This window comes from Pseudomonas sp. WS 5011 (assembly GCF_012985775.1).
GTDB classification, from domain to species: domain Bacteria; phylum Pseudomonadota; class Gammaproteobacteria; order Pseudomonadales; family Pseudomonadaceae; genus Aquipseudomonas; species Aquipseudomonas peli.
In genome coordinates, this window is the sequence record NZ_JAAQXA010000004.1 from 143,838 (window position 1) to 169,953 (window position 26,116).

The following is a 26,116-nucleotide window of genomic DNA, read 5'->3' on the forward strand; positions in this document are numbered from 1 at the left end:
GAAACTTATTTACGCTTGGTGGTTTGCTGTTGAGCTTTTTCCAACGCGTTGCAGGCCTGCTGGATCATCTCTTCGGTGATCGGAATTTCGCGGCCCTGGGCGTCGATGACAAAGCCGCCAATCGGCATTGTCGTGGTTTTTTGCGAATTCTGTTGTTGGCTGTGCATGGCTTGTCTCCTCATCGGTTAGCGCGATTTTATGAGTGTTAGATGAAGGCGCTATGACAACTGCGACGGCAGAAAACCGCTGCAAGACACAGGGCAAGTTAGCCATTGCAGGCACTGTGCCAGGGCCAGCAGGTATTCAGCAGGCTGGTATTGAATTAGAGGGTTTTATGGGGCTTTTCCATATTGGTCTGATCATCAACCCATTGGCCGGATTGGGCGGCCCGGCTGGGTTCAAGGGCAGTGACGGCATGGCCGAACAGGCCTTGGCTCTGGGTGTTGAGGCCAAGTCGGCGCTGCGTACGCAAACTGCCCTTGAGGTGCTGTTGCCGCTGCGTGAGCGCCTGGAATTCGTCACCTTTCCCGGCGCGATGGGCGCTGACCTGCTGAGCGAGATGGGGTTTGCCCACCGTGTGGTCGGTGAGCTACCGGCTGGTCCGAGCAGCGCCGCCGATACCCGGCAAGCTGTTGAGCTGCTGCAGGGTGCTGGCGTGGCGTTGATTCTGTTCGCTGGTGGCGATGGTACGGCGCGGGATATCTGCGCCGCTGTGCGCGAAGGCCAACCTGTGCTGGGGATTCCGGCCGGGGTGAAGATTCAGTCCGGGGTCTACGCCATCAGCCCGCGCGCTGCCGGCGAATTGACTGCGCGGCTTATCGAAGGCGGCTTGGTGCGCCTGAGCAGCGGTGAAGTGCGCGATATTGATGAAAGCGCCCTGCGTGAGGGGCGCGTAACCGCACGCTGGTACGGCGAACTGACGGTGCCGCAGGAAGGCGGCTATGTGCAGCAGGTCAAACAGGGCGGCGTGGAGTCCGAAGAGCTGGTGCTGAATGATCTGGCCGACTGGCTGCAGGAAAGCTGGGAAGCCGACGTGCGCTATGTCTTCGGCCCGGGTTCGACCCTACATGGTCTGGCGCAGAACCTCGGTATGCAGACCACCTTGCTCGGCGTCGATGTGGTCGAAAACGGCCAGCTGCTGGCCTGCGATGTCACTGAGGCGCAGCTGTTCGAGCTGGTTGATGGCCATCCCGCGCGTCTGCTGGTCACCGCCATTGGCGGTCAGGGCCATATTATCGGTCGCGGTAACCAGCAGATCAGCCCACGGGTGTTGCGCGCGATTGGCCTGGATAACCTGCGGATAGTCGCCACCAAACGTAAGCTCGGTACGCTTGAAGGCCGCCCGCTGCTGGTCGACAGCGGTGATGTTGCGCTGGATGATGCCTTTCCCGATGCCGTGCGTGTGTGGGCCGGTTATAAGGAAGAGCTGCTCTATCCCGTGGGCAAGTAGCTGCTGAACTATCAAGGAGGCGTTATGCGGGCGATTCTACTGTTCGCGTTGAGCATTCTGCTGAGCGCCCAGACCTGGGCGCTGCAGGCCGATGCCCTGGTTACAGCGGCCCGCGAGCAGGTCGGCGTGACTTTGAGTTATGACCCCGCCTATCGCCGCCTGAGTTACCCCAATGGCGATGCACCGCTAAATACCGGCGTGTGCACCGATGTGGTGATCCGCGCCCTGCGCGCACAGGGGCTCGACTTGCAGCAGGCCGTGCATCAGGACATGCGCGCGAACTTTAATCTCTATCCAAAGAACTGGGGGCTAAGCCGGCCCGACAGCAATATCGACCATCGCCGCGTGCCGAACTTAATGACCTGGTTTAAACGTCAGGGTTGGTCGCTGCCGCTCGGCCAGGATGCCGAGCGCTATCGGCCTGGTGATATCGTCACCTGGGATCTCGGCGGCGGCCTGACCCATATCGGCATTATCAGCGACCGCCAGGCCGGCAGCGACGCGCCCCTGGTGCTGCACAATATCGGCCGCGGCACCCAGGAAGAGGACATTTTCTTCAGTTTTAAAATTACCGGTCATTACCGTATCCCGGCCGCTTAAAGGCCAGGCAGAAGGAGTTGGGCATGCAGGAGCAAGCACAAACACGTCCACCCCTTATCCAGCCTGGCGAGCGCGTGGTGCTGTTCGACGGGGTGTGCAAACTGTGCAACGGCTGGGCGAAGTTTCTGATTCGTCATGATGCTGAGCAGCGCTTTCGTCTGGCTTCGGTGCAATCGGCCGAGGGGCAGGAGCTATTGGCCTGGGGCGGCTTGCCCACCGAGCGCTTCGATACCATGGCTCTGATCGAGAATGGCCAAATGCTGCTGCGTTCGGATGCGGTGCTGCGCATCGTTGCGCAATTGCCTAATCCTTGGCGCTGGCTGGCCTGGCTGCGGCTGATTCCACGGCCCATACGTGACTGGTGCTATGACCGTATTGCGCTAAATCGCTACCGGCTATTTGGTCGCTACGACAGTTGCCTAATACCAACCGCCGATCATGCCCGGCGCTTTTTGCATGACTGACCCCCGTTTACGGCAGATCGCCTGGCTAGCGCGTATCGCCCTGGCCCTGGTGTTTATCTGGCACGGCCTGGTGCCGAAGATTCTCTGGTTAAGCCCGGATGAGCTGGTGATGATCCAAGTCCACAACCTGCCGGCTCCCGAATGGGTGGCGCGCATCGCTGGTCTGGCGGAAATCATCTTGGGTTTATTGCTGTTGTGGCGGCGTCAGCGCTGGCCCTTGTTGCTGGCCGGCCTGCTGTTGATTGGGCTGCTGCTTGATGTGGCGCTATTCAGTCCCCATCTACTGCTGCAGGCGTTCAATCCGCTGAGCACCAACCTCGCCGCCCTGGCGCTGTGTTGGCTGGCCTGGCGGGCGGGAACGCCGCAATCGCCTTCACATTAACGGGCGTCAGCGCCCCAGCGAGCTTTCATGCTTTCGATCCTGTCTTCCCGTCAACGCAATGCCCTGCGCATGGCCTGGCGCTTTATTGCGCCGTATCGCGGTCGCGTGTTTGGGGCCTTGCTGGCGCTGATGTTTACCGCCGCCATCACCCTGTCGATGGGGCAGGGCATCAAGCTGTTGGTTGATCAGGGCCTGGCGACTCAATCGCCGGCGGCCTTGCAGCAGTCGATTGGGCTGTTCTTCGTGCTGGTACTGGCGCTGGCCATCGGTACTTTTACCCGGTTCTACCTGGTGTCGTGGATTGGCGAGCGCTTTGTCGCCGATATCCGCAAGCGCGTGTTCAACCACCTGATCGAGCTGCATCCGGGGTTTTATGAGAGCAACCGCAGCTCGGAGATTCAGTCACGCCTGACTGCCGATACCACGCTGCTGCAATCGGTGATCGGCTCGTCGCTGTCGATGGCACTGCGTAACCTGATCATGCTGGTTGGCGGTAGCGTGCTGCTGGTGGTGACCAACGCCAAGCTCAGCGGCATCGTGCTGATGGCGCTGCCGCTGGTGGTCGCGCCGATCCTGATATTCGGCCGTCGCGTACGCGCGTTGTCGCGGCAGAGCCAGGACCGGGTGGCGGATGTTGGTAGCTACGTTGGTGAGGTGCTGGGGCAGATCAAGACCGTACAAGCCTACAACCACCAAAATGAGGACAAACGCCGTTTCGGCCTGTCCGCCGAGGCCGCCTTCGACACCGCGCGTCAGCGCATTGCCCAGCGTGCCTGGCTGATTACTGTGGTGATTGTGCTGGTGCTCGGCGCGGTGGGGGTGATGCTCTGGGTCGGCGGTATGGACGTGATTGCCGGGCGAATTTCCGGCGGTGAGCTGGCCGCTTTTGTGTTCTATAGCCTGATCGTAGGCTCAGCTTTTGGCACCCTGAGTGAGGTGATCGGTGAGCTGCAACGCGCTGCCGGTGCCGCTGAACGCATCGCTGAACTGTTGCAGGCACGCAATGAAATTAGTCCGCCGGCTATTGATGCTTTGCATCTGACCCAGCCGGTGCAGGGCCGTATCGAGCTGCAAGGGCTGCGCTTCGCCTACCCGTCGCGCCCCGGCAGTTTCGCCGTGGACGGTATCGATCTGCAGGTTGCCGCGGGGGAAACTCTGGCGCTGGTCGGGCCGTCTGGCGCGGGTAAATCGACGCTGTTTGATCTGCTGTTGCGCTTTTTCGACCCGCAGCAGGGTCGCATCCTGATTGATGGCGTGCCGATCCAACAGCTCGACCCTCGCGAACTGCGCAGTAGCTTTGCCCTGGTGTCGCAGAACCCTGCGCTGTTCTTCGGCTCGGTGGAGGACAATATCCGTTACGGTAAAACCACTGCCAGCCTGGCTGAGGTTGAAGCTGCGGCCAAAGCGGCGCATGCCCACGAATTTATTATGAAGCTGCCGGATGGCTACCAGACTCACCTGGGCGATGCCGGTTTAGGGCTTTCCGGCGGGCAGCGTCAGCGTTTGGCGATTGCTCGGGCATTGTTGGTGGATGCGCCGATTCTGCTGCTCGACGAGGCGACTAGTGCGCTGGACGCCGAGAGCGAGCACTTGATTCAGCAAGCCTTGCCGCCGCTGATGGAAGGGCGTACCACCCTGGTGATCGCCCATCGCCTGGCGACGGTCAAAAGCGCTGACCGCATCGCTGTGATCGAGCACGGCAAGCTGGCGGCGATTGGCACGCACAGCGAGCTGGTCAGCAACAGCCCGCTGTATGCCCGTTTAGCCGAGTTGCAGTTCAGTAACGAGGCGGAGGCCGCTGTTTAAAGCGGCTTGGCTTTGGGGCGTATGGTCGCCGCTGCACCGGCCGAGGCGAGGATGATGGCGCTGATCGCCAGCCATTGACTGAGGGTCAGGCGCTCGCTGAGGAATAGCAGGCCAGAAAGCGCGGCAATCGCCGGCTCCATGCTCATCAGGATGCTGAAAGTGCGCGCGGGCAGGCGGGTCAGAGCGACCATTTCCAGGCTGTAGGGCAGGGCCGAGGACAGCACTGCGACGCAGAGGGCGACGGGCAGCAGGTCCAGTGAAAACAGGCCGCTGCCGGCTTGCCACAGGCCAATCGGGAACACCAGCAGGGCCGCGACTATGGTGCCGAGTGCCACGGTCTGCTTGCCGTGCTCAGCGCCGGCTTTTTGCCCGAAAACGATATACAGCGCCCAGCACAGCCCGGCGGCCAAGGCCAGGGCCATGCCGACGGGGTCCAGCGGTACATCGCTTTGTCCGGTGGGCAACAGCAGCCACAGGCCGAAAACCGCCAGAGCAATCCAGACGAAGTCCACCAGACGGCGGGACGAAAGCAGGGCCAGGCCCAGCGGGCCGGTGAATTCCAGGGCTACGGCGATGCCCAGCGGAATGGTTTTCAGCGAGAGGTAGAACAGCAGGTTCATGCCGCCCAGCGACAGCCCGTAAGCCAGCAGGGAACGGCTGGACTTCAGCGTCAGCTTTGCCTGCCAGGGCCGCATCAGAATGCACAGGATCAGCGCGCCAAGGCTTAGGCGCAGGGCCGTCGTGCCGCTTGCACCAATCTCCGGAAATAGCCCCTTGGCCAGGGAAGCGCCGCTCTGGATCGAGGTCATGGCGATCAATAGCAACAGGATCGGCAGGATCACCAGGGAGAATTGCGTTGAGCGCGGCATGACTGTTCCTTTGGGTTATCTATCCAGTAATAAAAAAACCGGCCACTGGGGCCGGCTTTTATGCACCACGGCTAAGGCTTAGCGGTATTCACACAGGTAGGCAGTATCAGCTGCCACCTTGAGCTGAAACTTGCTGTCGGCCGGTACGGTGAACTTGCTGCCGCTGGTGAAGGTTTCCCAGTTGTCGCTGCCTGGCAGTTTCACGGTCAGGGCGCCGGCGACCACGTGCATGATTTCCAGCTGATTGGTGCCGAATTCATACTCGCCTGCAGCCATCACGCCAATGGTAGCCGGGCCTTCAGCCATGCCGAAGGCGATGGATTTGACGGTGCCGTCGAAGTATTCATTGACCTTGAACATCTGCAGTTCCTCGATAGGGGATTAAAAAGGCTGGCCGCCAGTAGCGACAGGCCATAGAAAAAGGCCCGCCAGTATGCCCAAGCGTTTTTTCTTCGTCATCTGCTTTGCGCAGGCAAAACCAGTGGCAGCAGCCGGGCGGTATTGCGCGCATCGGTCAGGGCGCGATGTTGCTGGCCCTGAAACTGCAGGCCGGCGAGATTCAGCGCCATTTTCAGGCCAATCGGGCTGGGTAGCTGGCGGGCTTCGGCGAAGCGTTTTTTTAGGTTGATGTGCGGGATCTGGCTCAGGTGACTCTCCAGCCCATGGGCGCGCCATTCCTGTTCAAACTGACGGCGGTCGTAGTCGCCCCAGCTGGCCCAGCCCGCCAGTTGTGCCTGATGGGCCAGCAGCCAGCGTTCGAATTGTGCCCATACCGCACTCAGTGGCGCGGCGGCATCAACATCGGCTTGGCTGATCTGGGTGAGCTGACGGCAGAAGTGGGTCAGGTGCGGGCGTCGGGTGGGTCGCACAAACCGTTGGAAGCTCTCGATTTCATGGCCGCCCGCGTTGACCAGGCTGGCGCCGATTTCGATGATTTCCATGTCTGTAATCGGCCAACCGCCTTCTTCGGTGGTGGCTTCCAGGTCGATGACCAGCCAGTGCTGCATAAGCCCTCCTTAGCGTGCAGTCAGTATGGAAGCAGTTTCAGCATCGGGTAAAGCCTGTTGCTTCGGGCATCCATACAGTTTTGCCACATGGCTGTACTGGCGTTGATTGCAGGTGGCGGGCATGCTTGCAGCCAGGTTCGTACCCGCTGTATGGCGCAGGTATGCAGTTAATCAGAAGCGTGCGGTAAAGGACGCTCGACGGTAGAGGTGGATATGGCAAAGCTGGCGTTTATCGGGCTGGGCGTAATGGGTTATCCGATGGCTGGGCATCTGGCACGTGCCGGGCATCAGGTGTGTGTGTACAACCGCACCGCCGCCAAGGCTGCGCAATGGGCCGCCGAATACCCCGGCAGCCACGCGCCAACCCCGCGTGAAGCGGCTGCGGGTGCCGAGTTTGTGATGGTCTGCGTGGGCAATGATGACGATCTGCGCAGTGTTGTGCTGGGCGAGCAGGGCGCCTTTGCCGGCATGCAGGCTGGTGCGGTGCTGATTGATCACACCACCGCCTCGGCGCAGGTTGCACGTGAATTGGCCGAGCAGGCCGCTGCCCGCCAACTGGGTTTTCTCGATGCGCCGGTCTCCGGCGGACAGGCTGGGGCGCAGAACGGCGCGTTGACCATCATGGTCGGCGGTGAGGCGGCGACCTACGCCAAAGCTGAGCCAATCATTCAGGCCTATGCACGCATGGCCCGCCTGATGGGCGAAGCCGGTAGCGGTCAGCTGACCAAGATGGTCAACCAGATTTGCATCGCCGGGCTGGTGCAGGGCTTGTCCGAGGCGCTGCATTTCGCCGAGTGCGCCGGACTCGATACGCATGGCGCGATGGAGGTGATCAGCAAGGGCGCTGCACAATCCTGGCAGCTGGAAAATCGCCACAAAACCATGCTGGCCGGCGAGTTCGAGCATGGTTTTGCCGTGGACTGGATGCGCAAGGACCTGTCGATTCTGCTGGCCGAGGCCCGCACTAATGGCGCGCAGCTGCCGGTGACCGCGCTGGTCGATCAGTTTTATGCCGATGTGCAGGGTATGGGCGGCAGTCGTTGGGACACCTCCAGCCTGTTTGCCCGTCTGCGCAAGCGCTAAACCGTATGTGATCGCCTGGCAGCTGAGAACAGCCGTCTATACTGGGTTCAACGCCAGTCTGGAGTCGGCGCTGTTCTCAATTTCCCAGGCATACGGGCACTGTTCATGGATGATCAATTTGCATTCCGCGACGACCTTCCCAGCATTACCAGCCAGCTCGTTTGGCGCGTTCTGGCCGTTGATGATGATGATGCCGACTTCCAGCGTGCCACTGCCTTCGCTCTGAGCGAGTTGGAGCTGCTGGGTGGGCGCATTGAGCTGATCCAGGCCTTCAGCTGCCGTGAAGCCTCGATGCTGCTGGCCAAACACCATGACATCGCCTTGGTATTGCTCGATGTGGTGATGGAGACCGAAGACGCCGGCCTGCGCCTGATCAAGGCGCTGCGTGAGGTGATCGGCAATCGCGAAACCCGCGTGGTGATGCTCACCGGTGAGCCAGGCCTGGCGCCGGCCCATGAAGTGATGCGTGATTACGACATCAACGATTATTGGACCAAGAGTGAACTCAGTGCTGAGCGCTTGCTAACGGTACTCACCGCAGCGGTGCGCGGTTATGCACAGCTCAGGGCTGTAGCCAGCGCGCGGCGTGGTTTGCAGATGATCGTCGAATCGAGCAATGCACTGTTCTGTTCGAAGAGTACCCGCGAGCTATCGGCCAAGATTCTCTCGGAAATCACCTCGCTGCTTGACCTGCAGACCGAAGGCATTGTCTGCGTGCGCGCCGATGAGGGGGACGCCACGGCTGAACCCAATGCGCGAATTGTCAGCGCCAGTGGACGGTTTTTTGACTGTATCGACGCCAATCTGGACGTGTTGCAGCCACAGGTCGCAGCGGCAGTGCGCCAATGCCTGCAGGCGCAGCAGACTCTGCGTCTGAGTGATTGCACGGTCTTGTTCTTTCCGCGCTTTCAGGCCGGTTCTGACTACGCCTGCTATATCGACAGTGCACGGGCTCTGGATGACACCGAGTTGGAGCTGCTCAAGGTGTTCAGTGTCAGTATCAGCCGGGGCCTTTACAACGTTGCGCTGTTCAGCCGCCTGGAGGAAATGGCCTATCAGGACGACTTGCTGAAGATCCCCAATCGCAATGCGCTGATTCGCATGCTGGACATGACGCTGAAGTCGGAGGCCAAGGATCAGCGCGTGCTGGTGCTTATCGATATCGATAATTTCTCTGGTGCCAACACCGCCTTTGGCACCGGTTATGGCGATTTTATTCTCGGCCTGGTGGCGAAGAAACTGCGCGACGCCTTCACCCACGAGGTGCTGATTGCCCGGGTGCGTGATGACCTGTTTGCCATCCTCGGCCCGCAAACCCAGATTAATGCCGCAGACGTGGTGGCATTGTTTCGCCGGCATAAACGCCCTTATGAGTTGGGTCAGGTGCACAGCCTGAGCAGCGTGACCATGCACCTGGCTGACTTTACTGGCAGCGCTAGTGTGGCCCTGCAGGATGCGCTGTTGACCCTGAAACAGGCCAAGCGCTTGGGGCATGACCAGCACGGCGTCTACGACCCTCGGCTGCAAGGTGCGCATGCAGAGTCCTATCGCATGTTGCTGGCCCTGCGTGATGCGGTGGACGCCGGCCAAATCAGTGTTGAACTGCAGTCGCAAATTGACCTTGAAACGCGCCGCGTAACCGGTGTGGAAGCTTTGGCACGCTGGCGTAAAACTGACGGCAAGATGGTTCCGCCTTTGAGCTTTATTCCTCTGGCTGAAGCCACGGGCTACATCTTGCCGTTGGGCGATTTACTGATGCGTCTCGCGCTGCAGGCGGCAAAACAGCTCGCTGATGCGGGGTACCCGTACATCCGCGTTGCGGTTAACGTCTCTGCACCGCAACTGCTGCAGCATGACTTCATTGAACGGTTTAAGTCGCACTTGCAGGTGGCTGGGGTGCTGCCTGAGCAGATTGAAGTGGAAATTACCGAATCGGTGGCCATGCGCACCTTCGACACCGTCTGTGAAAAGCTTCGTGCGCTGCGCGCCATGGGCGTGGAGGTGGCCATCGATGACTTTGGCACTGGTTTCTCATCGCTCAGCTACCTGCGTTTGTTGCCGGCTGATCGCTTGAAAATCGACCGCAGTTTTGTTCTGGAAATCGGTGAGGTCAGCGACCAGCAGATGATCGCCGAAGCGGTGATCCAGATTGCCGCGCGGGTTGGCATGCGGGTCATTGCCGAAGGCGTCGAAACCCAACAGCAGGCCGACTGGATTCTCAAACATGGCTGCCGGCAGGCGCAGGGCTATCTGTTTGCCAAGCCGATGGCCTGCGCTGATTTACTCAATTGGTTGAGTGACTGGCCGGAGCGCACGGTCTGATGCAGCAATCCAGGCGCGCCAGGCTGTTGTCGCAGCCGGTCAGGCGCAACCTATTGCTGTTATTTGTGCCGTGGACGCTGCTGATTCTGCTGCTGATGGCACTGCTTTACGAGCGCTTGCTGGATGCGCGACTTGAACCGTTATTGCGCGATCAGCAGGTCAGTCTGAACGAGGGCGTTGGCGTGCTAAATCGGCACCTGGCGACCTTGCGCGGCAATCTGCAATTTCTCATCCAACAGCCACTACTGGCTGAGGTGCTGCGGAACCCAAGTGCAGATAACCGGCACGCCCTGAGTCAACTGTTTGTCGAGTTCGCCCGCAGCAGCATGGTTTATGACCAGATTCGCTGGCTGGATGAGCGTGGTACAGAGCAGGTGCGGGTTGATTGGCGCAATGGCGAGCCGCTGACAAGTGATCAGGCGCAATTGCACAACCAGGCGCAGCACTATTACTTCGTCGAGACCATGAACCTGCCTCAGGGCGCGTTCTACCTCTCACGTTTTGACCTGAACGCTGATATGGGCAGCGTCGAACAACCACTCAAGCCCACTCTGCGGGTTGCCGAGCCGATTTTCGATGGTGAGGGCAAGCCCCGCGGCATCCTGATCCTCAATTACCTTGGGCAAGTGCTGGTGCAGCGTCTGGCAGAGGTGTCCAAGAGTTACGGCAACAACCTGACTCTGGTCGACCACGAAGGCTACTGGATGCTCGCCGCTGATGAGCAGGATGCCTGGGGTTTTGCTCTTGGCAAGCCTGAGGCAACGCTGGCCAGCCGCTTTCCGGATAGCTGGCGGCGGATGCAGGCTGCCCACGATGGCGTGTTCAGCGACAGTGGTGGTTACTGGGCCTTTAATAAGTTCGATCCCTACCAGGGCAGTGGCCAGGACGCGGCAACAGGTGAGTACTGGTTACTGGTTTCGCACCTGCCTCTGGAACAAATTCAGGGTCTGCGCGGGCAAGTATTCTGGCAGGTATTGCTGTTTGTCTGCGTGATGCTCTCTCTTGGGCTACTGGTGGTGTTGCGCCTCGGCTTGGCGGAGTTCGAGCGTGATCAGGTGCGCCAGGCGCTGGAGGTCAGTAGTCAGGCACTGTTGCAGCGTAATGCGGAGCTGCGTGACACGGTTGATCAGCTGCAGCGCACGCGCGGCGCCTTGCTCCAGGCGGAAAAGCTCTCTTCGTTGGGTACCTTGGTCGCGGGGGTGGCGCATGAGCTGAATACGCCGATTGGTGCCGCCAGCAAGGCTGCCTCAACTCTGGATAAGGGTAATCAGAGTCTGCAAAATAGCCTCGGTGAAGGGTTTCAGCGTTCGGCGCTGGAGCGCTTTGTACAGCGCAATGATGAAGGCCTGGCGATCATCCTCAATAGTTTGATGCGCATGGCGCAGCTAACCCGGGCCTTCAAGCAACTGGCCAGTGACCGTGCGAGTACCGAGCGACGTTGCTTTGATCTGGTCGAGTTGGTCGGTGAGGTCATGCTGCTGTTTACTCCCAAGCTTAAGCAGTCAAACCATCGGGTACAGCTGGAGCTACCGCCGAGCCTGATGCTCGACAGCTATCCAGGGCCTCTGGGCCAGATCCTGCAGAACCTGATCGACAATGCGCTGATCCATGCTTTCGATTCGGGCATGAACGGCGTGGTTACGGTCAGGGTTGAGCATGATGAGATGCGCTGCGAATGCGTGATTGAAGTCAGCGATAACGGCGACGGCATGAGCGAGGAGGTGCTGGGGAAGATCTTCGACCCGTTCTTTACCACCCGGCGCGGACGCGGAGGCACCGGGCTTGGCTTGCATATCACCCACCAGCTGGCTGTGGATATTCTCGGCGCTGATCTACAGGTACGCAGCGCACCAGGGCAGGGCACGCAGTTTCGCCTGCGTCTACCGCTTGCCTGAATCTATAGATGGACGGCTGCCAAGCCATCTGTACCCACGTAGAATCGTCGGCCTGTACTCTGTGCTGTGATTTTGAGGTTTCCCTGTCATGAATTGCCGTGCCGGCTGCGGCGCCTGCTGCATTGCCCCTTCGATCAGCTCCCCCATCCCAGGTATGCCCGACGGCAAGCCTGCGGGTGTGCGCTGTGTGCAGCTGGATGCGAATAACTACTGCCTGATTTTTGGCCGGCCTGAGCGACCTGCAGTGTGTTCCGCATTTCATGCTGCCGAGTATGTATGTGGCAGCAATACGGCAGAGGCGCTGCAGTTGATTGGCTGGCTGGAGCAAAGCACGACCGTTGCAGTCTGATACTGTGGCGCAACGTTATTGGCTGCTGGAGGCGTGATGGTGCGGTTTACAGGGCTGCTCTTGGGAATTGCCGTGTTGCTGGTGGCGAGTGGGGTTCAGGCGGCGCAATGGCGCCTGGTCAAGGATGAGGCAGGTATTCAGGTCTATTTGCAGCAGATACCGGGCTCAAGTTTTCAGGCGTTTCGCGGTGTCACTCGCATACGAGCGGATATGCCACGCTTGTTGGCCCTGCAGGATGATGTCAGCGCGGCCTGCGCCTGGATTCATGCCTGCAGCGAGCAGAAGCTGCTCAAACATGAGGGTGACCTAAGCTGGGCCTACAGTCGCTTCCATACACCTTGGCCGGTGCAGCCGCGTGATTCGATCCTGCAGGTAACCACTACGCGTGATAACGATGGCCGGGTGACCCGGATCCTGCGTGGGGTTGCCGATTATTTACCGCTGCAGCAAGGCTTTGTGCGGGTGAGTAAGGTTGAGGGCTTCTGGAGCCTCACACCGCACGAAGGTGAAATTGAGGTGATCTACGAGGTGCATTCTGAGCCGGGTGGCAGCGTACCGGCCTGGTTGGCCAATAGCTTTGTCGTGGATGCGCCGTTCAATACCTTGCAGGGGCTGCGCGAGTTGGCTGAAAAGCCGTAAAGCTGACTTGTTCAGCGCAATAAAAAAGGCTGCCCTTGGGCAGCCTTTTTTGTGCGGCGAGGACTGAATTACTTCTTCAGGTCGCGCTGCGGGTAGCCGGTGTACAGTTGGCGCGGACGGCCAATTTTGTAAGGGCTGGAGAGCATTTCCTTCCAGTGCGAGATCCAGCCGACGGTACGCGCCAGGGCGAAGATCACGGTGAACATGCTGGTCGGGATGCCGATGGCCTTGAGGATGATGCCCGAATAGAAGTCGACGTTCGGGTACAGGTTGCGCTCTTTGAAGTACGGGTCGGTCAGGGCGATTTCTTCCAGACGCATCGCCAGTTCCAGCTGTGGATCGTTCTTGATACCCAGCTCTTTCAGTACTTCGTCGCAGGTCTGCTTCATCACGGTGGCGCGCGGATCGCGGTTTTTGTAAACGCGATGACCGAAGCCCATGAGTTTGAACGGATCGTTCTTGTCCTTGGCCTTGGCGATGAATTTATCGATGTTGGAAACATCGCCAATCTCATCCAGCATGCTCAGCACGGCCTCGTTGGCACCGCCGTGCGCCGGGCCCCAGAGGGCGGCGATACCGGCTGCGATACAGGCGAACGGGTTGGCACCCGAGGAGCCGGCCAGGCGTACAGTGGAGGTAGAGGCGTTCTGCTCATGGTCGGCGTGCAGGATAAAGATCTTATCCATGGCCTTGGCCAGCACCGGGCTGATCGGTTTGATCTCGCACGGGGTGTTGAACATCATGTGCAGGAAGTTTTCCGCGTAGTTCAGGTCATTACGCGGATACATCATCGGCTGACCCATGGAGTACTTGTAGGTCATGGCGGCGATGGTTGGCATCTTGGCGATCAGGCGCATGGCCGATACTTCGCGGTGATGCGGGTTATTGATGTCCAGCGAGTCATGGTAGAAGGCCGAGAGGGCACCGACTACACCGCACATGATGGCCATCGGGTGAGCGTCACGGCGGAAGCCGTTGAAGAAAGTCTTTAGTTGCTCGTGAACCATGGTGTGGTTCTTAATGGTGCTGACGAACTTGGCTTTTTCTTCTGCGCTCGGCAGTTCGCCGTTCAGCAGCAGGTAGCAGGTTTCCAGGTAATCGGATTGCTCTGCCAGCTGTTCGATGGGGTAGCCGCGATGCAGCAGAATGCCCTGGTCGCCGTCGATGTAGGTGATCTTCGACTCGCACGAGGCGGTGGACATAAAGCCAGGATCAAATGTGAAACGGCCCGTGGCGGTTAAGCCCCGCACGTCAATTACATCGGGACCAACGGTGCCGGTTAAAATGGGCAGCTCGACGGGGGCTGCGCCCTCGATGATCAACTGCGCTTTTTTGTCAGCCATGTGTGGCCTCCTAGTTATGCTTGAAATCATCTGACTGCCCCCCACGCAGGGCCCGCACCACTATAGTGAGATAAATTCGAATGTCAATTTGCGAAAACCCAGGCGGCAGAAGGGTTTGCGGGTGGTTTTCGGGCTTTTAAAGTTGTTCTTTACGCCATTTATAAAAGGTACGCAATGCGCTTTTAGGTAGGGGGCTTTGCGTTGTCATTAGTAACCTAACTGTCTATACTCTGCGCCCAGCTACCAAGGGCTTTAGCCTGTCTTTTGGTAGTTGTCACTCCTTGGGTGATGGGTACCTGACCAGTGCACCTCCCGACAACTTTGCCCTGATAGTTAGGGGCTCTCAGTGTGATAAAAAGCCGTGAATAGCCAAAGACCTGTAAACCTCGACCTTAGGACGATCAAACTTCCTATCACTGGCGTTACGTCATTCCTTCACCGTGTTTCTGGAATCATTCTGTTTTTCGGCATTGCTGTGCTGCTGTACGGGCTCGACAAATCGCTGGCATCTGCAGAAGGTTTTGCTGAGGTGAAAGAGTGCTTGACCAGCCCGCTGGCCAAGTTTGTGATTTGGGGTCTGTTGTCCGCTCTGCTGTACCACCTGGTGGCCGGTGTACGCCACTTGATCATGGACATGGGCATCGGTGAGACGCTGGAAGGCGGCAAGCTGGGTTCGAAAATCGTTCTCGTCGTCTCGACGATCGTGATCGTGCTGCTGGGGGTGTGGATATGGTAACCAACGTCACGAATTTCTCGCGTTCGGGTCTTTATGACTGGATGGCGCAGCGTGTGTCTGCTGTCGTCCTCGCGGCTTATGTGCTGTTTTTGCTTGGCTTTGTTGTGTGTAACCCGGGTCTGGGTTATGCCGAATGGCAGGCGCTGTTCTCCAATAACGCAATGCGTATCTTCAGTCTGTTGACCCTGGTGGCGCTTAGCGTTCACGCCTGGGTTGGCATGTGGACAATTTCCACCGACTACCTGACGCCGATGGCCCTGGGTAAGTGGGCTACTGTCGTGCGTTTTCTGTTCCAGGCCGCGTGTGGCGTTGCCATGTTCGCGTTCTTCGTCTGGGGCGTGCAGATTTTTTGGGGTAACTGATCCATGACAAGCATTCGCACTCTTTCTTATGACGCCATCATTGTTGGTGGCGGCGGCGCGGGTATGCGCGCTGCACTGCAGTTGGCTCAGGGTGGTCACAAAACTGCAGTAGTGACCAAGGTCTTCCCGACCCGCTCGCACACTGTTTCCGCTCAGGGTGGTATCACCTGCGCCATCGCTTCGGCCGACCCGAACGATGACTGGCGCTGGCACATGTACGACACCGTCAAGGGCTCCGACTACATCGGTGACCAGGACGCTATCGAATACATGTGTTCCGTGGGGCCGGAAGCCGTATTTGAACTGGAACACATGGGGCTCCCGTTCTCCCGTACCGAGCAGGGTCGCATCTATCAGCGTCCGTTCGGCGGTCAGTCCAAAGGCCCGAATAACCCGACTCAGGCTGCGCGCACCTGTGCTGCTGCTGACCGTACCGGTCACGCCCTGCTGCACACCCTGTACCAGGCCAACCTGAAAGCTGGCACTTCGTTCCTCAACGAGTGGTATGCGGTCGATCTGGTGAAGAACCAGGACGGCGCCGTAGTTGGCACCATCGCCATCTGCATCGAAACCGGCGAAACCGTTTACATCCGTTCCAAAGCCACAGTGTTGGCTACCGGTGGTGCTGGTCGCATTTATGCCTCCACCACCAATGCCCTGATCAATACGGGTGACGGTGTTGGTATGGCTCTGCGTGCTGGAGTTCCGGTGCAGGACATCGAAATGTGGCAGTTCCACCCAACCGGTATCGCAGGTGCCGGTACGCTGGTAACTGAAGGCTGCCGTGGTGAAGGTGGTTACCTGATCAACAAGCACGGTGAGCGTTTTATGGAGCGTTATGCTCCGAACGCCAAAGACCTGGCCGGCCGCGACGTTGTTGCACGCTCGATGGTTAAGGAAATCATCGCCGGCAACGGTTGTGGTCCTGAAGGCGATCACGTGATGCTCAAACTTGATCACCTGGGTGAGGAGGTGCTGCACAGCCGTCTTCCGGGTATCTGCGAGCTGTCGAAGACCTTCGCACACGTTGACCCAGTTGTTGCACCGATCCCGGTTGTGCCGACTTGTCACTATATGATGGGCGGTGTACCGACCAATATCCATGGTCAGGCCATCACTCAGGATGCCAACGGTAACGACAAGATCATCGACGGTCTGTTCGCTGTGGGCGAAGTGGCTTGCGTATCGGTTCATGGTGCAAACCGCCTTGGCGGCAACTCGTTGCTTGACCTCGTGGTGTTCGGCCGTGCCGCCGGTATCCACCTGGAAAAAGCACTTAAAGAAGGCGTAGATGCGCGTGGCGCGTCCGAGACAGACATTGAGCTGTCGCTCAAGCGTTTGGCTGGCGTCAACGAGCGCACCACAGGTGAAGACGTAGCGCCGCTGCGTAAAGAATTGCAGAACTGCATGCAAAACTACTTCGGTGTGTTCCGCACCGGCGAATACATGCAAAAAGGCATCAAACAACTGACCGACCTGCGTGAGCGCATCGCGAACGTCAAGATCGCGGATAAGAGTCAGGCATTTAATACTGCGCGTATCGAGGCGCTGGAACTGCAAAACCTTCTCGAAGTTGCTGAGGCTACTGCTATCGCTGCGGAGGCCCGTAAAGAGTCCCGTGGGGCTCATGCTCGCGAAGACTTTGAAGAGCGTGATGACGAAAACTGGTTGTGCCACTCCCTCTATCTTCCAGAGGATAAGCGCGTCAGTAAGCGTGCCGTCAATTTCGCGCCGAAGACAGTACCGGCGTTTGAACCCAAGGTCCGGACTTATTAAGGGTGACTGATATGTTGCAAGTCAGTGTTTATCGCTACAACCCGGAAAAAGATGCAGCGCCGTTTATGCAGGACTTCCAGGTCGATACCGGTGGCAAGGATGTAATGGTTCTCGACGTGCTGGCTTTGATCAAAGAGCAGGATCAAGGCTTTTCTTACCGTCGTTCCTGCCGTGAGGGTGTATGTGGCTCCGACGGCATGAACATCAACGGCAAGAATGGTCTGGCGTGCATCACGCCGCTTTCGGTTGCCGGCCTTAAAGGCGGCAAGCTTGTGATCCGGCCGCTGCCTGGCTTACCAGTCATTCGTGACCTGGTTGTTGATATGAGCATCTTCTACAAGCAGTACGAGAAGGTGCAGCCATATTTGCAGAACGACACGCCTGCTCCTGCCATCGAGCGTCTGCAGTCGCCGGAAGAGCGTGAGAAGTTGGATGGTCTGTACGAGTGCATTCTGTGTGCGTGCTGCTCCACCAGCTGCCCGTCGTTCTGGTGGAACCCAGACAAGTTCCTCGGCCCAGCTGCGCTGCTGCAGGCTTATCGTTTCCTGGCGGACAGCCGTGATACCCAGACCGAACAGCGTCTGGCGTCGCTGGATGATCCGTTCAGTGTGTTCCGTTGCCGCGGCATCATGAACTGCGTGAACGTTTGCCCTAAGGGTCTTAACCCGACCAAGGCAATCGGCCACGTACGTAACATGTTGCTGCAAAGCGGTACCTGATTCACGGTTGTTTGCTAGACCTGTAACACCTGCGGCGCTGCTTTCAACCCAGCGCCGTAGTTTTAGCCAGGGCGGCTGCTCACAAAGCGGTGGCCCTAATTTGAAAAATATGACGACCAGCAGGGGCATCCGGGCTGGTGCCCGGACTATCTGCGGGATCCGTAGTGGCTTACCAGTCGCTGCTTCAGGACTGACAGCCATGCGGTTTCTTCGCCGGTGGTGTCCCCTTACCGAGGGTGACCAAGCATGCAAGAAAGCGTGATGCAGCGCATGTGGGACAGTGCCCACCTATCCGGTGGTAACGCTGCCTATGTGGAAGAGCTCTATGAGCTTTACCTGCACGATCCCAACGCTGTGCCAGAAGAGTGGCGCACTTACTTCCAGAAGTTGCCGACTGACGGCAGCGCCGCCACAGACGTATCGCACTCAACGATTCGCGATCATTTCGTCCTGCTCGCTAAAAACCAGCGCCGCGCCCAACCGGTGTCTGCTGGTAGCGTCAGCAGTGAGCACGAAAAGAAGCAAGTCGAAGTGCTGCGCCTGATTCAGGCTTATCGCATGCGCGGCCATCAGGCTGCCCAGCTCGATCCGCTTGGCCTCTGGAAGCGTCCTGTCCCGGCTGATCTGGCAATCAATCATTATGGTCTGACCGATGCCGATCTGGACACCACCTTCCGTACCGGTGGTCTGTTCATTGGCAAGGAAGAGGCTACTCTGCGCGAAATTCGCGATGCGTTGCAGCAGACATATTGCCGCACCATCGGTGCCGAGTTCACCCATATCGTTGATTCCGAGCAGCGCAGCTGGTTCCAGCAGCGCCTGGAAAGCGTGCGCGGTCGTCCACAATTCTCGGTTGACGTGCAGAGCCACCTGCTTGAACGTCTGACCGCAGCCGAAGGCTTGGAAAAGTACCTGGGCACCAAATACCCAGGCACCAAGCGTTTCGGTCTGGAAGGCGGCGAGAGCCTGATTCCGCTGCTCGATGAAGTGATCCAGCGTTCCGGCTCCTACGGCACCAAGGAAATCGTTATCGGCATGGCCCACCGTGGCCGTCTTAACGTGCTGGTCAACACTTTCGGCAAGAACCCACGCGACTTGTTCGACGAGTTCGAAGGCAAGAAAACCGAAGGCTTGTCGTCCGGTGACGTGAAATACCACCAGGGTTTCTCCTCCAACGTGATGACCGCTGGCGGTGAAGTGCACTTGGCGATGGCGTTCAACCCGTCTCACCTGGAGATCGTTTCGCCGGTGGTCGAAGGTTCGGTACGTGCCCGTCAGGACCGTCGTAACGACGCGATTGGCGAGAAAGTGCTGCCGGTTTCCCTACACGGTGACGCAGCATTTGCCGGTCAGGGTGTTGTCATGGAAACCTTCCAGATGTCGCAGACTCGCGGCTTCAAGACGGGCGGTACCATCCACATCGTGATCAACAACCAGGTCGGCTTTACCATCAGCAACCCGCTGGACTCGCGTTCCACTGAGTACTGTACGGACGTTGCCAAGATGATTCAGGCGCCGATCCTGCACGTTAATGGCGATGATCCGGAAGCGGTGCTGTTCGTGACCCAGCTGGCTGTCGATTACCGCATGCAGTACAAGCGTGACGTGGTCATCGACCTGGTCTGCTACCGCCGTCGCGGCCACAACGAGGCCGACGAGCCGAGCGGCACCCAGCCGATCATGTATCAGCAAATCACCAAGCAGCGCACCACCCGTGAGCTGTATGCCGAAGTGCTGACCGCTGCGGCGCGTCAGTCGGCGGATGAGGTGCAGGCCAAGATTGACGAGTACCGTACCGCGCTGGATAACGGTCAGCATGTGGTCAAAAGCCTGGTCAAAGAGCCGAACAAGGAACTCTTCGTCGATTGGCGTCCGTACCTGGGCCATGCCTGGACCGCGCGTCACGACACGCGTTTCGAGCTGAAAACCCTGCAGGAACTGTCCAACAAGCTGCTGGAAATTCCGGAAGGCTTCGTCGTGCAGCGCCAGGTCGCGAAAATTCTCGAAGACCGCCAGAAGATGAGCGCAGGTGCACTGCCGATCAACTGGGGCTACGCCGAAACCATGGCCTACGCCACCCTGTTGTTCGAAGGCCACCCAATCCGTATGACCGGCCAGGACATCGGCCGCGGTACCTTCTCGCACCGTCACGCGGTGCTGCACAACCAGAAGGATGCCGGCACCCATCTGCCGCTGCAGAACCTCTACCAGGGTCAGCCGCGTTTTGACCTATACGACTCTTTCCTCTCGGAAGAAGCCGTGCTTGCCTTCGAATACGGCTATGCCACCACGCAGCCGCAGTCGCTGGTGATCTGGGAAGCGCAGTTCGGCGACTTCGCCAACGGTGCTCAGGTAGTGTTCGACCAGTTCATTTCCAGTGGCGAGCACAAGTGGGGCCGTCTGTGCGGTCTGACCATGCTGCTGCCGCACGGTTATGAAGGGCAGGGGCCTGAGCACAGCTCGGCGCGTCTGGAGCGTTATCTGCAGCTGTGCGCCGAGCACAACATGCAGGTTGCGGTACCGACCACCCCGGCGCAGATCTACCACTTGCTGCGCCGTCAGGTGATTCGCCCGCTGCGCAAGCCATTGGTCGTATTGACGCCGAAGTCGCTGCTGCGCCACAAATTGGCCATCTCGACTTTGGAAGATCTGGCCGAAGGCTCGTTCCAGACCGTGATTCCGGAGATCGATGCAATCGATCCGAAGAAAGTCGAGCGTCTGATTCTGTGCAGCGGCAAGGTTTACTACGACTTGCTGGAGAAGCGCCGCAACGAAGGCCGCGAAGACATCGCCATCGTGCGTATCGAGCAGCTCTATCCGTTCCCGGAAGATGATCTGGCCGAGGCAATTGCTCCGTACAAGAACCTCAAGCACATCGTCTGGTGTCAGGAAGAACCGATGAACCAGGGCGCCTGGTACTGCAGCCAGCATCACATGCGTCGCGTGGCGACAGCGCACAAGAAAGCGCTGTTCCTCGAGTACGCCGGTCGTGATGCGTCTGCTGCACCTGCCTGTGGTTATGCATCGATGCACGCCGAACAGCAGGAAAAACTCCTGCAAGACGCCTTTACTGTTTAACGCCTTCGCGCAACAGGCGGCCAACTGGGCCGCCTGTTAGAAGAAACCGAATTTAAGGAACCACACACAATGGCTATCGAGATCAAAGCCCCTACTTTCCCGGAATCGGTTGCCGATGGCACCGTGGCCACTTGGCACAAGAAGCCGGGCGATGCGGTCAAGCGCGACGAGCTGATCGTTGACATCGAAACCGACAAGGTAGTGATCGAAGTGCTGGCCGAGGCCGACGGCGTCCTCGCACAAATCATCAAGAATGAAGGCGACACCGTTCTGTCCAACGAACTGCTCGGTACCTTGGGCGAGGGCGGCGCTGCTGCGCCAGCACCGGCTGCTCAGGCTGCTGCCGCACCGGCTCAGGCCGCTGCACCAGCTGCTGCAGGCGATGACCAGATCCTGTCCCCAGCTGCACGCAAGATCGCTGAAGAAAACGGCATCGACCCGAACAGCATCGCCGGCACCGGCAAAGGCGGCCGTGTAACCAAGGAAGACGTGGTGGCTGCCGTTGAAGCGAAGAAGAACGCGCCTGCTGCTGCACCTGCCGCCAAGCCAGCCGCGCCAGCCGCTGCCGCTCCGGTATTCGCCACCGGCGACCGCACCGAGAAGCGTGTACCGATGACCCGCCTGCGCGCCAAGATCGCCGAGCGTCTGGTCGAGGCTCAGTCCTCCATGGCCATGCTGACCACCTTCAACGAAGTCGACATGACCGAAGTCATGGCGCTGCGTTCGAAGTACAAAGACCTGTTCGAGAAGAGCCACAACGGCGTTCGCCTGGGCTTTATGTCGTTCTTCGTCAAGGCTGCCACTGAAGCGCTGAAGCGTTTCCCAGCAGTCAACGCCTCGATCGATGGCACCGACATCGTTTACCACGGCTACGCCGACATCGGTGTTGCCGTGTCCAGCGACCGTGGTCTGGTTGTTCCGGTGCTGCGTAACGCCGAGCTGATGAGCTTGGCTGAAATCGAGAACGGCATTGCCACTTTTGGTAAGAAAGCCAAAGACGGCAAGCTGTCGATCGAAGAAATGACTGGCGGCACCTTCACCATCACTAACGGCGGCACCTTCGGTTCGATGATGTCGACGCCGATCGTCAATCCGCCGCAAGCCGCGATTCTGGGTATGCACAACATTATCCAGCGTCCGATGGCCGTGAATGGCCAGGTGGTAATCCGTCCAATGATGTACCTGGCGTTGTCCTACGATCACCGCCTGATTGATGGTAAGGAAGCCGTGACCTTCCTGGTGACCATCAAGAACTTGCTGGAAGACCCGGCGCGTCTGCTGCTGGACATCTAAAAGCCAGTTTCTCCCTCGGCGGCTCTCTAACCAGGGCCGTCCGGTTTATTCGAGAAGGAATACGTTATGACCCAGAAATTCGACGTGGTAGTCATCGGTGCCGGCCCTGGTGGCTATGTAGCGGCCATCAAAGCAGCGCAGCTCGGTTTGAAGACTGCCTGCATCGAGAAGTACCAGGATAAAGAGGGCAAGGTTGCACTCGGTGGTACGTGCCTGAACGTCGGTTGCATCCCGTCCAAAGCGCTGCTGGACAGCTCCTGGAAATACTATGAGGCGAAGGATCACTTCGCAATTCACGGTATTGAAGCCAAGGGCGTGACCATCGATGTGCCTGCGATGATCGGTCGTAAGGCCAATATCGTGAAAAACCTCACTGGCGGCGTTGCCACGCTGTTCAAAGCCAATGGCGTGACCCTGCTCGAAGGTCACGGCAAGCTGCTGGCGAACAAGCAGGTTGAAGTCACTGGCTCCGACGGCAAGACGCAGATAGTCGAAGCCGAGAACGTGATTCTGGCCTCCGGTTCCAAACCTATCGACATTCCGCCAGCTCCGGTTGATCAGGATGTGATCGTTGATTCCACTGGCGCTTTGGAATTCCAGAGCGTACCGAAGAAGCTGGGCGTTATCGGCGCTGGCGTAATCGGTCTGGAACTGGGTTCGGTGTGGGCGCGTCTGGGTGCTGAAGTGACCGTGCTGGAAGCACTGGACAAGTTCCTCCCGGCTGCCGATGAGCAGATCGCCAAGGAAGCGCTGAAAACCTTCACCAAACAGGGCCTGAGCATCCGTCTGGGCGCTCGCGTTACTGGGTCGGAAGTGAAGAAGAAGCAGGTCACTGTCAACTTCACCGACGCCGAAGGCGAGCAGAAGATCGTATTCGACAAGCTGATTGTTGCAGTTGGTCGTCGTCCGGTGACCACCGACCTGTTGGCGGCCGACAGCGGCGTCGACATGGACGAGCGTGGTTTCATCTTCGTTGACGACCAGTGCGCCACCAGCGTACCGGGCGTTTACGCCATTGGTGACGTGGTGCGCGGCGCGATGCTGGCCCACAAAGCCTCGGAAGAGGGCATCATGGTTGCCGAGCGCATCGCCGGCCACAAAGCCCAGATGAACTACGACCTGATCCCGTCAGTTATCTACACCCACCCGGAAATCGCATGGGTTGGTAAAACCGAGCAGCAGCTGAAGACCGAAGGCGTTGCCGTTAACGTCGGCACCTTCCCGTTCGCTGCCAGCGGTCGCGCCATGGCGGCCAACGACACCGGCGGTATGGTCAAGGTGATCGCCGATGCCAACACCGACCGCGTTCTGGGCGTACACGTGATTGGCCCAAGCGCTGCCGAACTGGTTCAGCAGGGTGCAATTGGTATGGAATTCGGCACCAGCGCCGAGGATCTGGGGATGATGGTGTTCTCCCACCCGACGCTGTCCGAAGCGCTGCATGAAGCTGCTCTGGCAGTGAATGGCCACGCCATCCACATCGCCAACCGCAAGAAGCGTTAAGTCGTTGTTTGTTTGAGCGGATGCCTTCACCGGCGTTGTGTACCGGTGAAGGTGCAGCTCAACAGGAAGAACCACGGCCGACTGCCCGCGTACAACTCAGGTTCTGCGCGGAACGTTAGCCGGATTGCTCCAGAAGCAGTCACAGGTGGTGCGGCATCACAAGTGCAGCACCGTATGCGCAATACCTAAACGAAGACGGTAGACAAGCATGAATCTCCACGAGTATCAGGGTAAGCAGCTGTTCGCTGAATACGGCCTGCCCGTATCCAAGGGCTTCGCGGTAGACACCCCGGAAGAAGCCGCAGCAGCCTGCGAAAAAATCGGTGGCACCGAGTGGGTCGTCAAGGCTCAAGTCCACGCTGGTGGCCGCGGTAAAGCGGGCGGCGTGAAGCTGGTTAAGAACAAAGAAGACGCCAAAGCCTTCGCCGCCAACTGGCTGGGCAAGCGTCTGGTGACTTACCAGACAGATGCCAACGGTCAGCCAGTGACCAAGATCCTGGTCGAGTCCTGCACCGACATCGCCAAGGAACTCTACCTGGGCGCGGTCGTTGACCGTTCCAGCCGTCGCATCGTGTTCATGGCTTCCACCGAAGGTGGCGTGGACATCGAGAAAGTAGCCCACGATACACCTGAGAAGATCCTCAAGGCGACCATCGACCCGCTGGTAGGCGCTCAGCCGTTCCAGGGCCGCGAGCTGGCATTCCAGCTGGGCCTGGAAGGTGATCAGATCAAGCAGTTCACTCAGATCTTCGTTGGCCTGGCCAAGCTGTTCCAGGACTATGACCTGGCTCTGCTGGAAGTGAACCCGCTGGTGATCAAGGCTGACGGCAATCTGCATTGCCTCGACGCCAAGATCAACATCGACAGCAACGCCATGTACCGTCAGCCGAAGCTGCGCGCCATGCACGATCCGTCCCAGGACGATCCGCGTGAAGCCCACGCTGCCAAGTTCGAACTGAACTACGTAGCGCTGGAAGGCAACATCGGTTGCATGGTCAACGGTGCTGGCCTGGCCATGGGCACCATGGACATCGTCAACCTGCACGGCGGCAAGCCAGCCAACTTCCTCGACGTAGGTGGCGGCGCAACCAAAGAGCGCGTGACCGAAGCCTTTAAGATCATCCTGTCCGACAGCAACGTTGCTGCCGTACTGGTAAACATCTTCGGCGGTATTGTTCGTTGCGACATGATTGCCGAAGGCATCATCGGCGCAGTGAAAGAAGTCGGCGTGAAAATCCCGGTTGTCGTCCGTCTGGAAGGCAACAACGCTGAGCTGGGCGCTAAAGTCCTGGCAGAAAGCGGCCTGAACATCATCGCGGCAACCAGCCTGACCGACGCTGCTCAGCAAGTCGTCAAAGCTGCGGAGGGCAAGTAATGAGCGTCCTGATCAATAAAGACACCAAAGTTATCTGCCAGGGCTTCACCGGCTCGCAGGGTACTTTCCACTCCGAACAAGCCATCGCCTACGGCACCAAGATGGTTGGCGGCGTGACTCCGGGCAAAGGCGGCACCACTCACCTGAATCTGCCGGTGTTCAACACAGTGCGTGAAGCAGTTGAGCAGACTGGCGCCACCGCCAGCGTGATCTACGTTCCGGCTCCGTTCTGCAAGGACTCGATCCTTGAAGCGGCCATGGGCGGCATCAAGCTGATCGTCTGCATCACCGAAGGCATCGCGACCATCGACATGCTCGAAGCCAAGGTCAAGTGTGACGAGCTGGGCGTGGTCCTGATCGGCCCGAACTGCCCAGGCGTGATCACTCCGGGCGAGTGCAAAATCGGCATCATGCCGGGCCACATCCACTTGCCAGGTAAAGTAGGCATCGTGTCGCGTTCCGGCACCCTGACTTACGAAGCTGTTAAGCAGACCACTGACGCCGGTTTCGGTCAGTCCACCTGCGTTGGCATCGGTGGTGACCCGATCCCAGGCTCCAACTTCATCGACATCCTGAAGCTGTTCCAGGAAGACCCGAAGACCGAAGCGATCGTGATGATCGGTGAGATCGGCGGTTCGGCTGAAGAAGAAGCTGCTGCTTACATCAAGGCCAACGTGACCAAGCCAGTAGTGTCCTACATCGCTGGTGTGACCGCTCCGGCGGGCAAGCGTATGGGCCATGCCGGCGCAATCATCTCCGGCGGCAAGGGTACTGCAGACGAGAAGTTCGCAGCCCTGCAAGATGCTGGTGTGAAAACCGTGCGTTCCCTGGCTGACATTGGCAAGGCTCTGGCCGAGCTGACCGGTTGGGAAGTGAAAAAAGCCTAAGGCTTTTTGATCTGAGAAAAGGCCACCTTCGGGTGGCCTTTTTTATTGCGGCCAGGGATGAACTGTTGTCGATGCGACAGCTTTTTTCACCAGTCCGACAGCCTGACCTGTGCCAGTGCCGCTGGCGTGCCAATTTCGTTAGGCTTGCAACTATTAGCGCCTGCTCCGCCACAAGCGG

At 58.9% G+C, this 26,116-nt stretch carries 24 protein-coding genes; 19 read left to right on the plus strand and 5 right to left on the minus strand.

All coding sequences use genetic code 11. The annotated features are described in order from the left end of the window. Nucleotides 1–5 precede the first annotated feature (5 nt). Nucleotides 6–182, minus strand: coding sequence for a PA1571 family protein (locus HBN63_RS06235; RefSeq protein WP_338110971.1), 177 nt, complete (start codon nucleotides 180–182; stop codon nucleotides 6–8). A 152-nt stretch (nucleotides 183–334) separates the two neighbouring features. On the opposite strand from HBN63_RS06235, the gene HBN63_RS06240 reads away from it, so the two are divergent. From HBN63_RS06240 to HBN63_RS06260, 5 genes are read left to right on the plus strand one after another with little or no spacing between them, the layout of a single operon-like run. Beyond that, nucleotides 335–1,450 carry an ATP-NAD kinase family protein gene (locus HBN63_RS06240; RefSeq protein ID WP_170048796.1) on the plus strand — a complete coding sequence of 372 codons (1,116 nt, stop codon included), beginning with the start codon at nucleotides 335–337 and terminating at the stop codon, nucleotides 1,448–1,450. A 24-nt stretch (nucleotides 1,451–1,474) separates the two neighbouring features. Beyond that, the gene (locus tag HBN63_RS06245) at nucleotides 1,475–2,050 is read left to right on the plus strand and encodes a DUF1287 domain-containing protein (RefSeq protein ID WP_170048797.1); all 576 of its coding nucleotides are present in this window, start codon (nucleotides 1,475–1,477) and stop codon (nucleotides 2,048–2,050) included. A 23-nt stretch (nucleotides 2,051–2,073) separates the two neighbouring features. Beyond that, on the plus strand, nucleotides 2,074–2,514 hold the full coding sequence (locus tag HBN63_RS06250; RefSeq protein ID WP_170048798.1) for a thiol-disulfide oxidoreductase DCC family protein: 441 nt from the start codon (nucleotides 2,074–2,076) through the stop codon (nucleotides 2,512–2,514). Continuing rightward, a complete protein-coding gene (locus tag HBN63_RS06255; protein WP_170048799.1) occupies nucleotides 2,507–2,896 on the plus strand; it encodes a DoxX-like family protein in 390 nt (129 codons plus the stop codon). Before HBN63_RS06250 ends, HBN63_RS06255 begins: the two co-directional genes overlap by 8 nt. 27 nt (nucleotides 2,897–2,923) lie before the next feature. After that, complete coding sequence (locus HBN63_RS06260) at nucleotides 2,924–4,702, plus strand: ABC transporter transmembrane domain-containing protein (protein ID WP_170048800.1); 1,779 nt, start codon at nucleotides 2,924–2,926, stop codon at nucleotides 4,700–4,702. Here HBN63_RS06260 and rhtA read toward each other — a convergent pair. From rhtA to HBN63_RS06275, 3 genes are all read right to left on the minus strand, one after another. After that, nucleotides 4,699–5,571: a threonine/homoserine exporter RhtA gene (rhtA, locus tag HBN63_RS06265; RefSeq protein ID WP_170048801.1), complete on the minus strand. Its 873-nt coding sequence runs from the start codon at nucleotides 5,569–5,571 to the stop codon at nucleotides 4,699–4,701. The genes HBN63_RS06260 and rhtA overlap by 4 nt on opposite strands. 78 nt (nucleotides 5,572–5,649) lie before the next feature. After that, nucleotides 5,650–5,931, minus strand: coding sequence for a pyrimidine/purine nucleoside phosphorylase (locus HBN63_RS06270; RefSeq protein ID WP_090253248.1), 282 nt, complete (start codon nucleotides 5,929–5,931; stop codon nucleotides 5,650–5,652). Between the two features lie 95 nt (nucleotides 5,932–6,026). Next, entirely contained in the window at nucleotides 6,027–6,578 is a 552-nt protein-coding gene (locus tag HBN63_RS06275; protein ID WP_090253251.1) for an exonuclease domain-containing protein, read from the minus strand. Nucleotides 6,579–6,785: 207 nt separating this feature from the next. On the opposite strand from HBN63_RS06275, the gene HBN63_RS06280 reads away from it, so the two are divergent. The 5 genes from HBN63_RS06280 (at nucleotide 6,786) to HBN63_RS06300 (ending at nucleotide 12,866) form a co-directional block, all read left to right on the plus strand. Next, the gene (locus HBN63_RS06280) at nucleotides 6,786–7,661 is read left to right on the plus strand and encodes an NAD(P)-dependent oxidoreductase (RefSeq protein WP_345940473.1); all 876 of its coding nucleotides are present in this window, start codon (nucleotides 6,786–6,788) and stop codon (nucleotides 7,659–7,661) included. A gap of 105 nt (nucleotides 7,662–7,766) precedes the next feature. Continuing rightward, entirely contained in the window at nucleotides 7,767–9,983 is a 2,217-nt protein-coding gene (locus HBN63_RS06285) for an EAL domain-containing protein (protein ID WP_170048803.1), read from the plus strand. After that, nucleotides 9,983–11,878 carry a sensor histidine kinase gene (locus HBN63_RS06290; RefSeq protein ID WP_170048804.1) on the plus strand — a complete coding sequence of 632 codons (1,896 nt, stop codon included), beginning with the start codon at nucleotides 9,983–9,985 and terminating at the stop codon, nucleotides 11,876–11,878. The genes HBN63_RS06285 and HBN63_RS06290 overlap by 1 nt, the downstream gene beginning before the upstream one ends. An 88-nt stretch (nucleotides 11,879–11,966) precedes the next feature. Beyond that, on the plus strand, nucleotides 11,967–12,227 hold the full coding sequence (locus HBN63_RS06295; protein ID WP_170048805.1) for a YkgJ family cysteine cluster protein: 261 nt from the start codon (nucleotides 11,967–11,969) through the stop codon (nucleotides 12,225–12,227). A gap of 36 nt (nucleotides 12,228–12,263) precedes the next feature. Next, nucleotides 12,264–12,866, plus strand: a complete 603-nt coding sequence (locus tag HBN63_RS06300; protein ID WP_170048806.1) for an START domain-containing protein — start codon at nucleotides 12,264–12,266, stop codon at nucleotides 12,864–12,866. Nucleotides 12,867–12,934: 68 nt separating this feature from the next. Here the strand turns inward: HBN63_RS06300 and gltA are convergent, their stop codons facing one another. After that, nucleotides 12,935–14,209, minus strand: a complete 1,275-nt coding sequence (gene gltA / locus HBN63_RS06305; RefSeq protein ID WP_160087256.1) for a citrate synthase — start codon at nucleotides 14,207–14,209, stop codon at nucleotides 12,935–12,937. Between the two features lie 361 nt (nucleotides 14,210–14,570). Here gltA and sdhC point away from each other — a divergent pair, with 361 nt between their 5' ends. From sdhC to sucD, 9 genes are all read left to right on the plus strand, one after another. Further along, nucleotides 14,571–14,945 carry a succinate dehydrogenase, cytochrome b556 subunit gene (sdhC, locus tag HBN63_RS06310; RefSeq protein WP_160087254.1) on the plus strand — a complete coding sequence of 125 codons (375 nt, stop codon included), beginning with the start codon at nucleotides 14,571–14,573 and terminating at the stop codon, nucleotides 14,943–14,945. Then, nucleotides 14,939–15,307, plus strand: coding sequence for a succinate dehydrogenase, hydrophobic membrane anchor protein (gene sdhD / locus HBN63_RS06315; protein ID WP_160087252.1), 369 nt, complete (start codon nucleotides 14,939–14,941; stop codon nucleotides 15,305–15,307). Before sdhC ends, sdhD begins: the two co-directional genes overlap by 7 nt. 3 nt (nucleotides 15,308–15,310) lie before the next feature. Then, entirely contained in the window at nucleotides 15,311–17,083 is a 1,773-nt protein-coding gene (sdhA, locus tag HBN63_RS06320; RefSeq protein ID WP_167144760.1) for a succinate dehydrogenase flavoprotein subunit, read from the plus strand. Between the two features lie 11 nt (nucleotides 17,084–17,094). Then, complete coding sequence (locus HBN63_RS06325; protein WP_090253279.1) at nucleotides 17,095–17,802, plus strand: succinate dehydrogenase iron-sulfur subunit; 708 nt, start codon at nucleotides 17,095–17,097, stop codon at nucleotides 17,800–17,802. A gap of 246 nt (nucleotides 17,803–18,048) precedes the next feature. Then, complete coding sequence (locus tag HBN63_RS06330; protein ID WP_160087248.1) at nucleotides 18,049–20,880, plus strand: 2-oxoglutarate dehydrogenase E1 component; 2,832 nt, start codon at nucleotides 18,049–18,051, stop codon at nucleotides 20,878–20,880. A 69-nt stretch (nucleotides 20,881–20,949) separates the two neighbouring features. Then, nucleotides 20,950–22,173: a 2-oxoglutarate dehydrogenase complex dihydrolipoyllysine-residue succinyltransferase gene (gene odhB, locus HBN63_RS06335; protein WP_170048807.1), complete on the plus strand. Its 1,224-nt coding sequence runs from the start codon at nucleotides 20,950–20,952 to the stop codon at nucleotides 22,171–22,173. A 66-nt stretch (nucleotides 22,174–22,239) separates the two neighbouring features. Beyond that, nucleotides 22,240–23,676 (plus strand): dihydrolipoyl dehydrogenase, encoded by a 1,437-nt coding sequence (gene lpdA, locus HBN63_RS06340; RefSeq protein WP_167144756.1) that lies wholly within the window; start codon nucleotides 22,240–22,242, stop codon nucleotides 23,674–23,676. Nucleotides 23,677–23,884: 208 nt separating this feature from the next. Beyond that, the gene (gene sucC, locus HBN63_RS06345) at nucleotides 23,885–25,051 is read left to right on the plus strand and encodes an ADP-forming succinate--CoA ligase subunit beta (protein ID WP_090253289.1); all 1,167 of its coding nucleotides are present in this window, start codon (nucleotides 23,885–23,887) and stop codon (nucleotides 25,049–25,051) included. Continuing rightward, nucleotides 25,051–25,938 carry a succinate--CoA ligase subunit alpha gene (sucD, locus tag HBN63_RS06350; RefSeq protein ID WP_090242057.1) on the plus strand — a complete coding sequence of 296 codons (888 nt, stop codon included), beginning with the start codon at nucleotides 25,051–25,053 and terminating at the stop codon, nucleotides 25,936–25,938. The genes sucC and sucD overlap by 1 nt, the downstream gene beginning before the upstream one ends. Nucleotides 25,939–26,116: the final 178 nt, after the last annotated feature.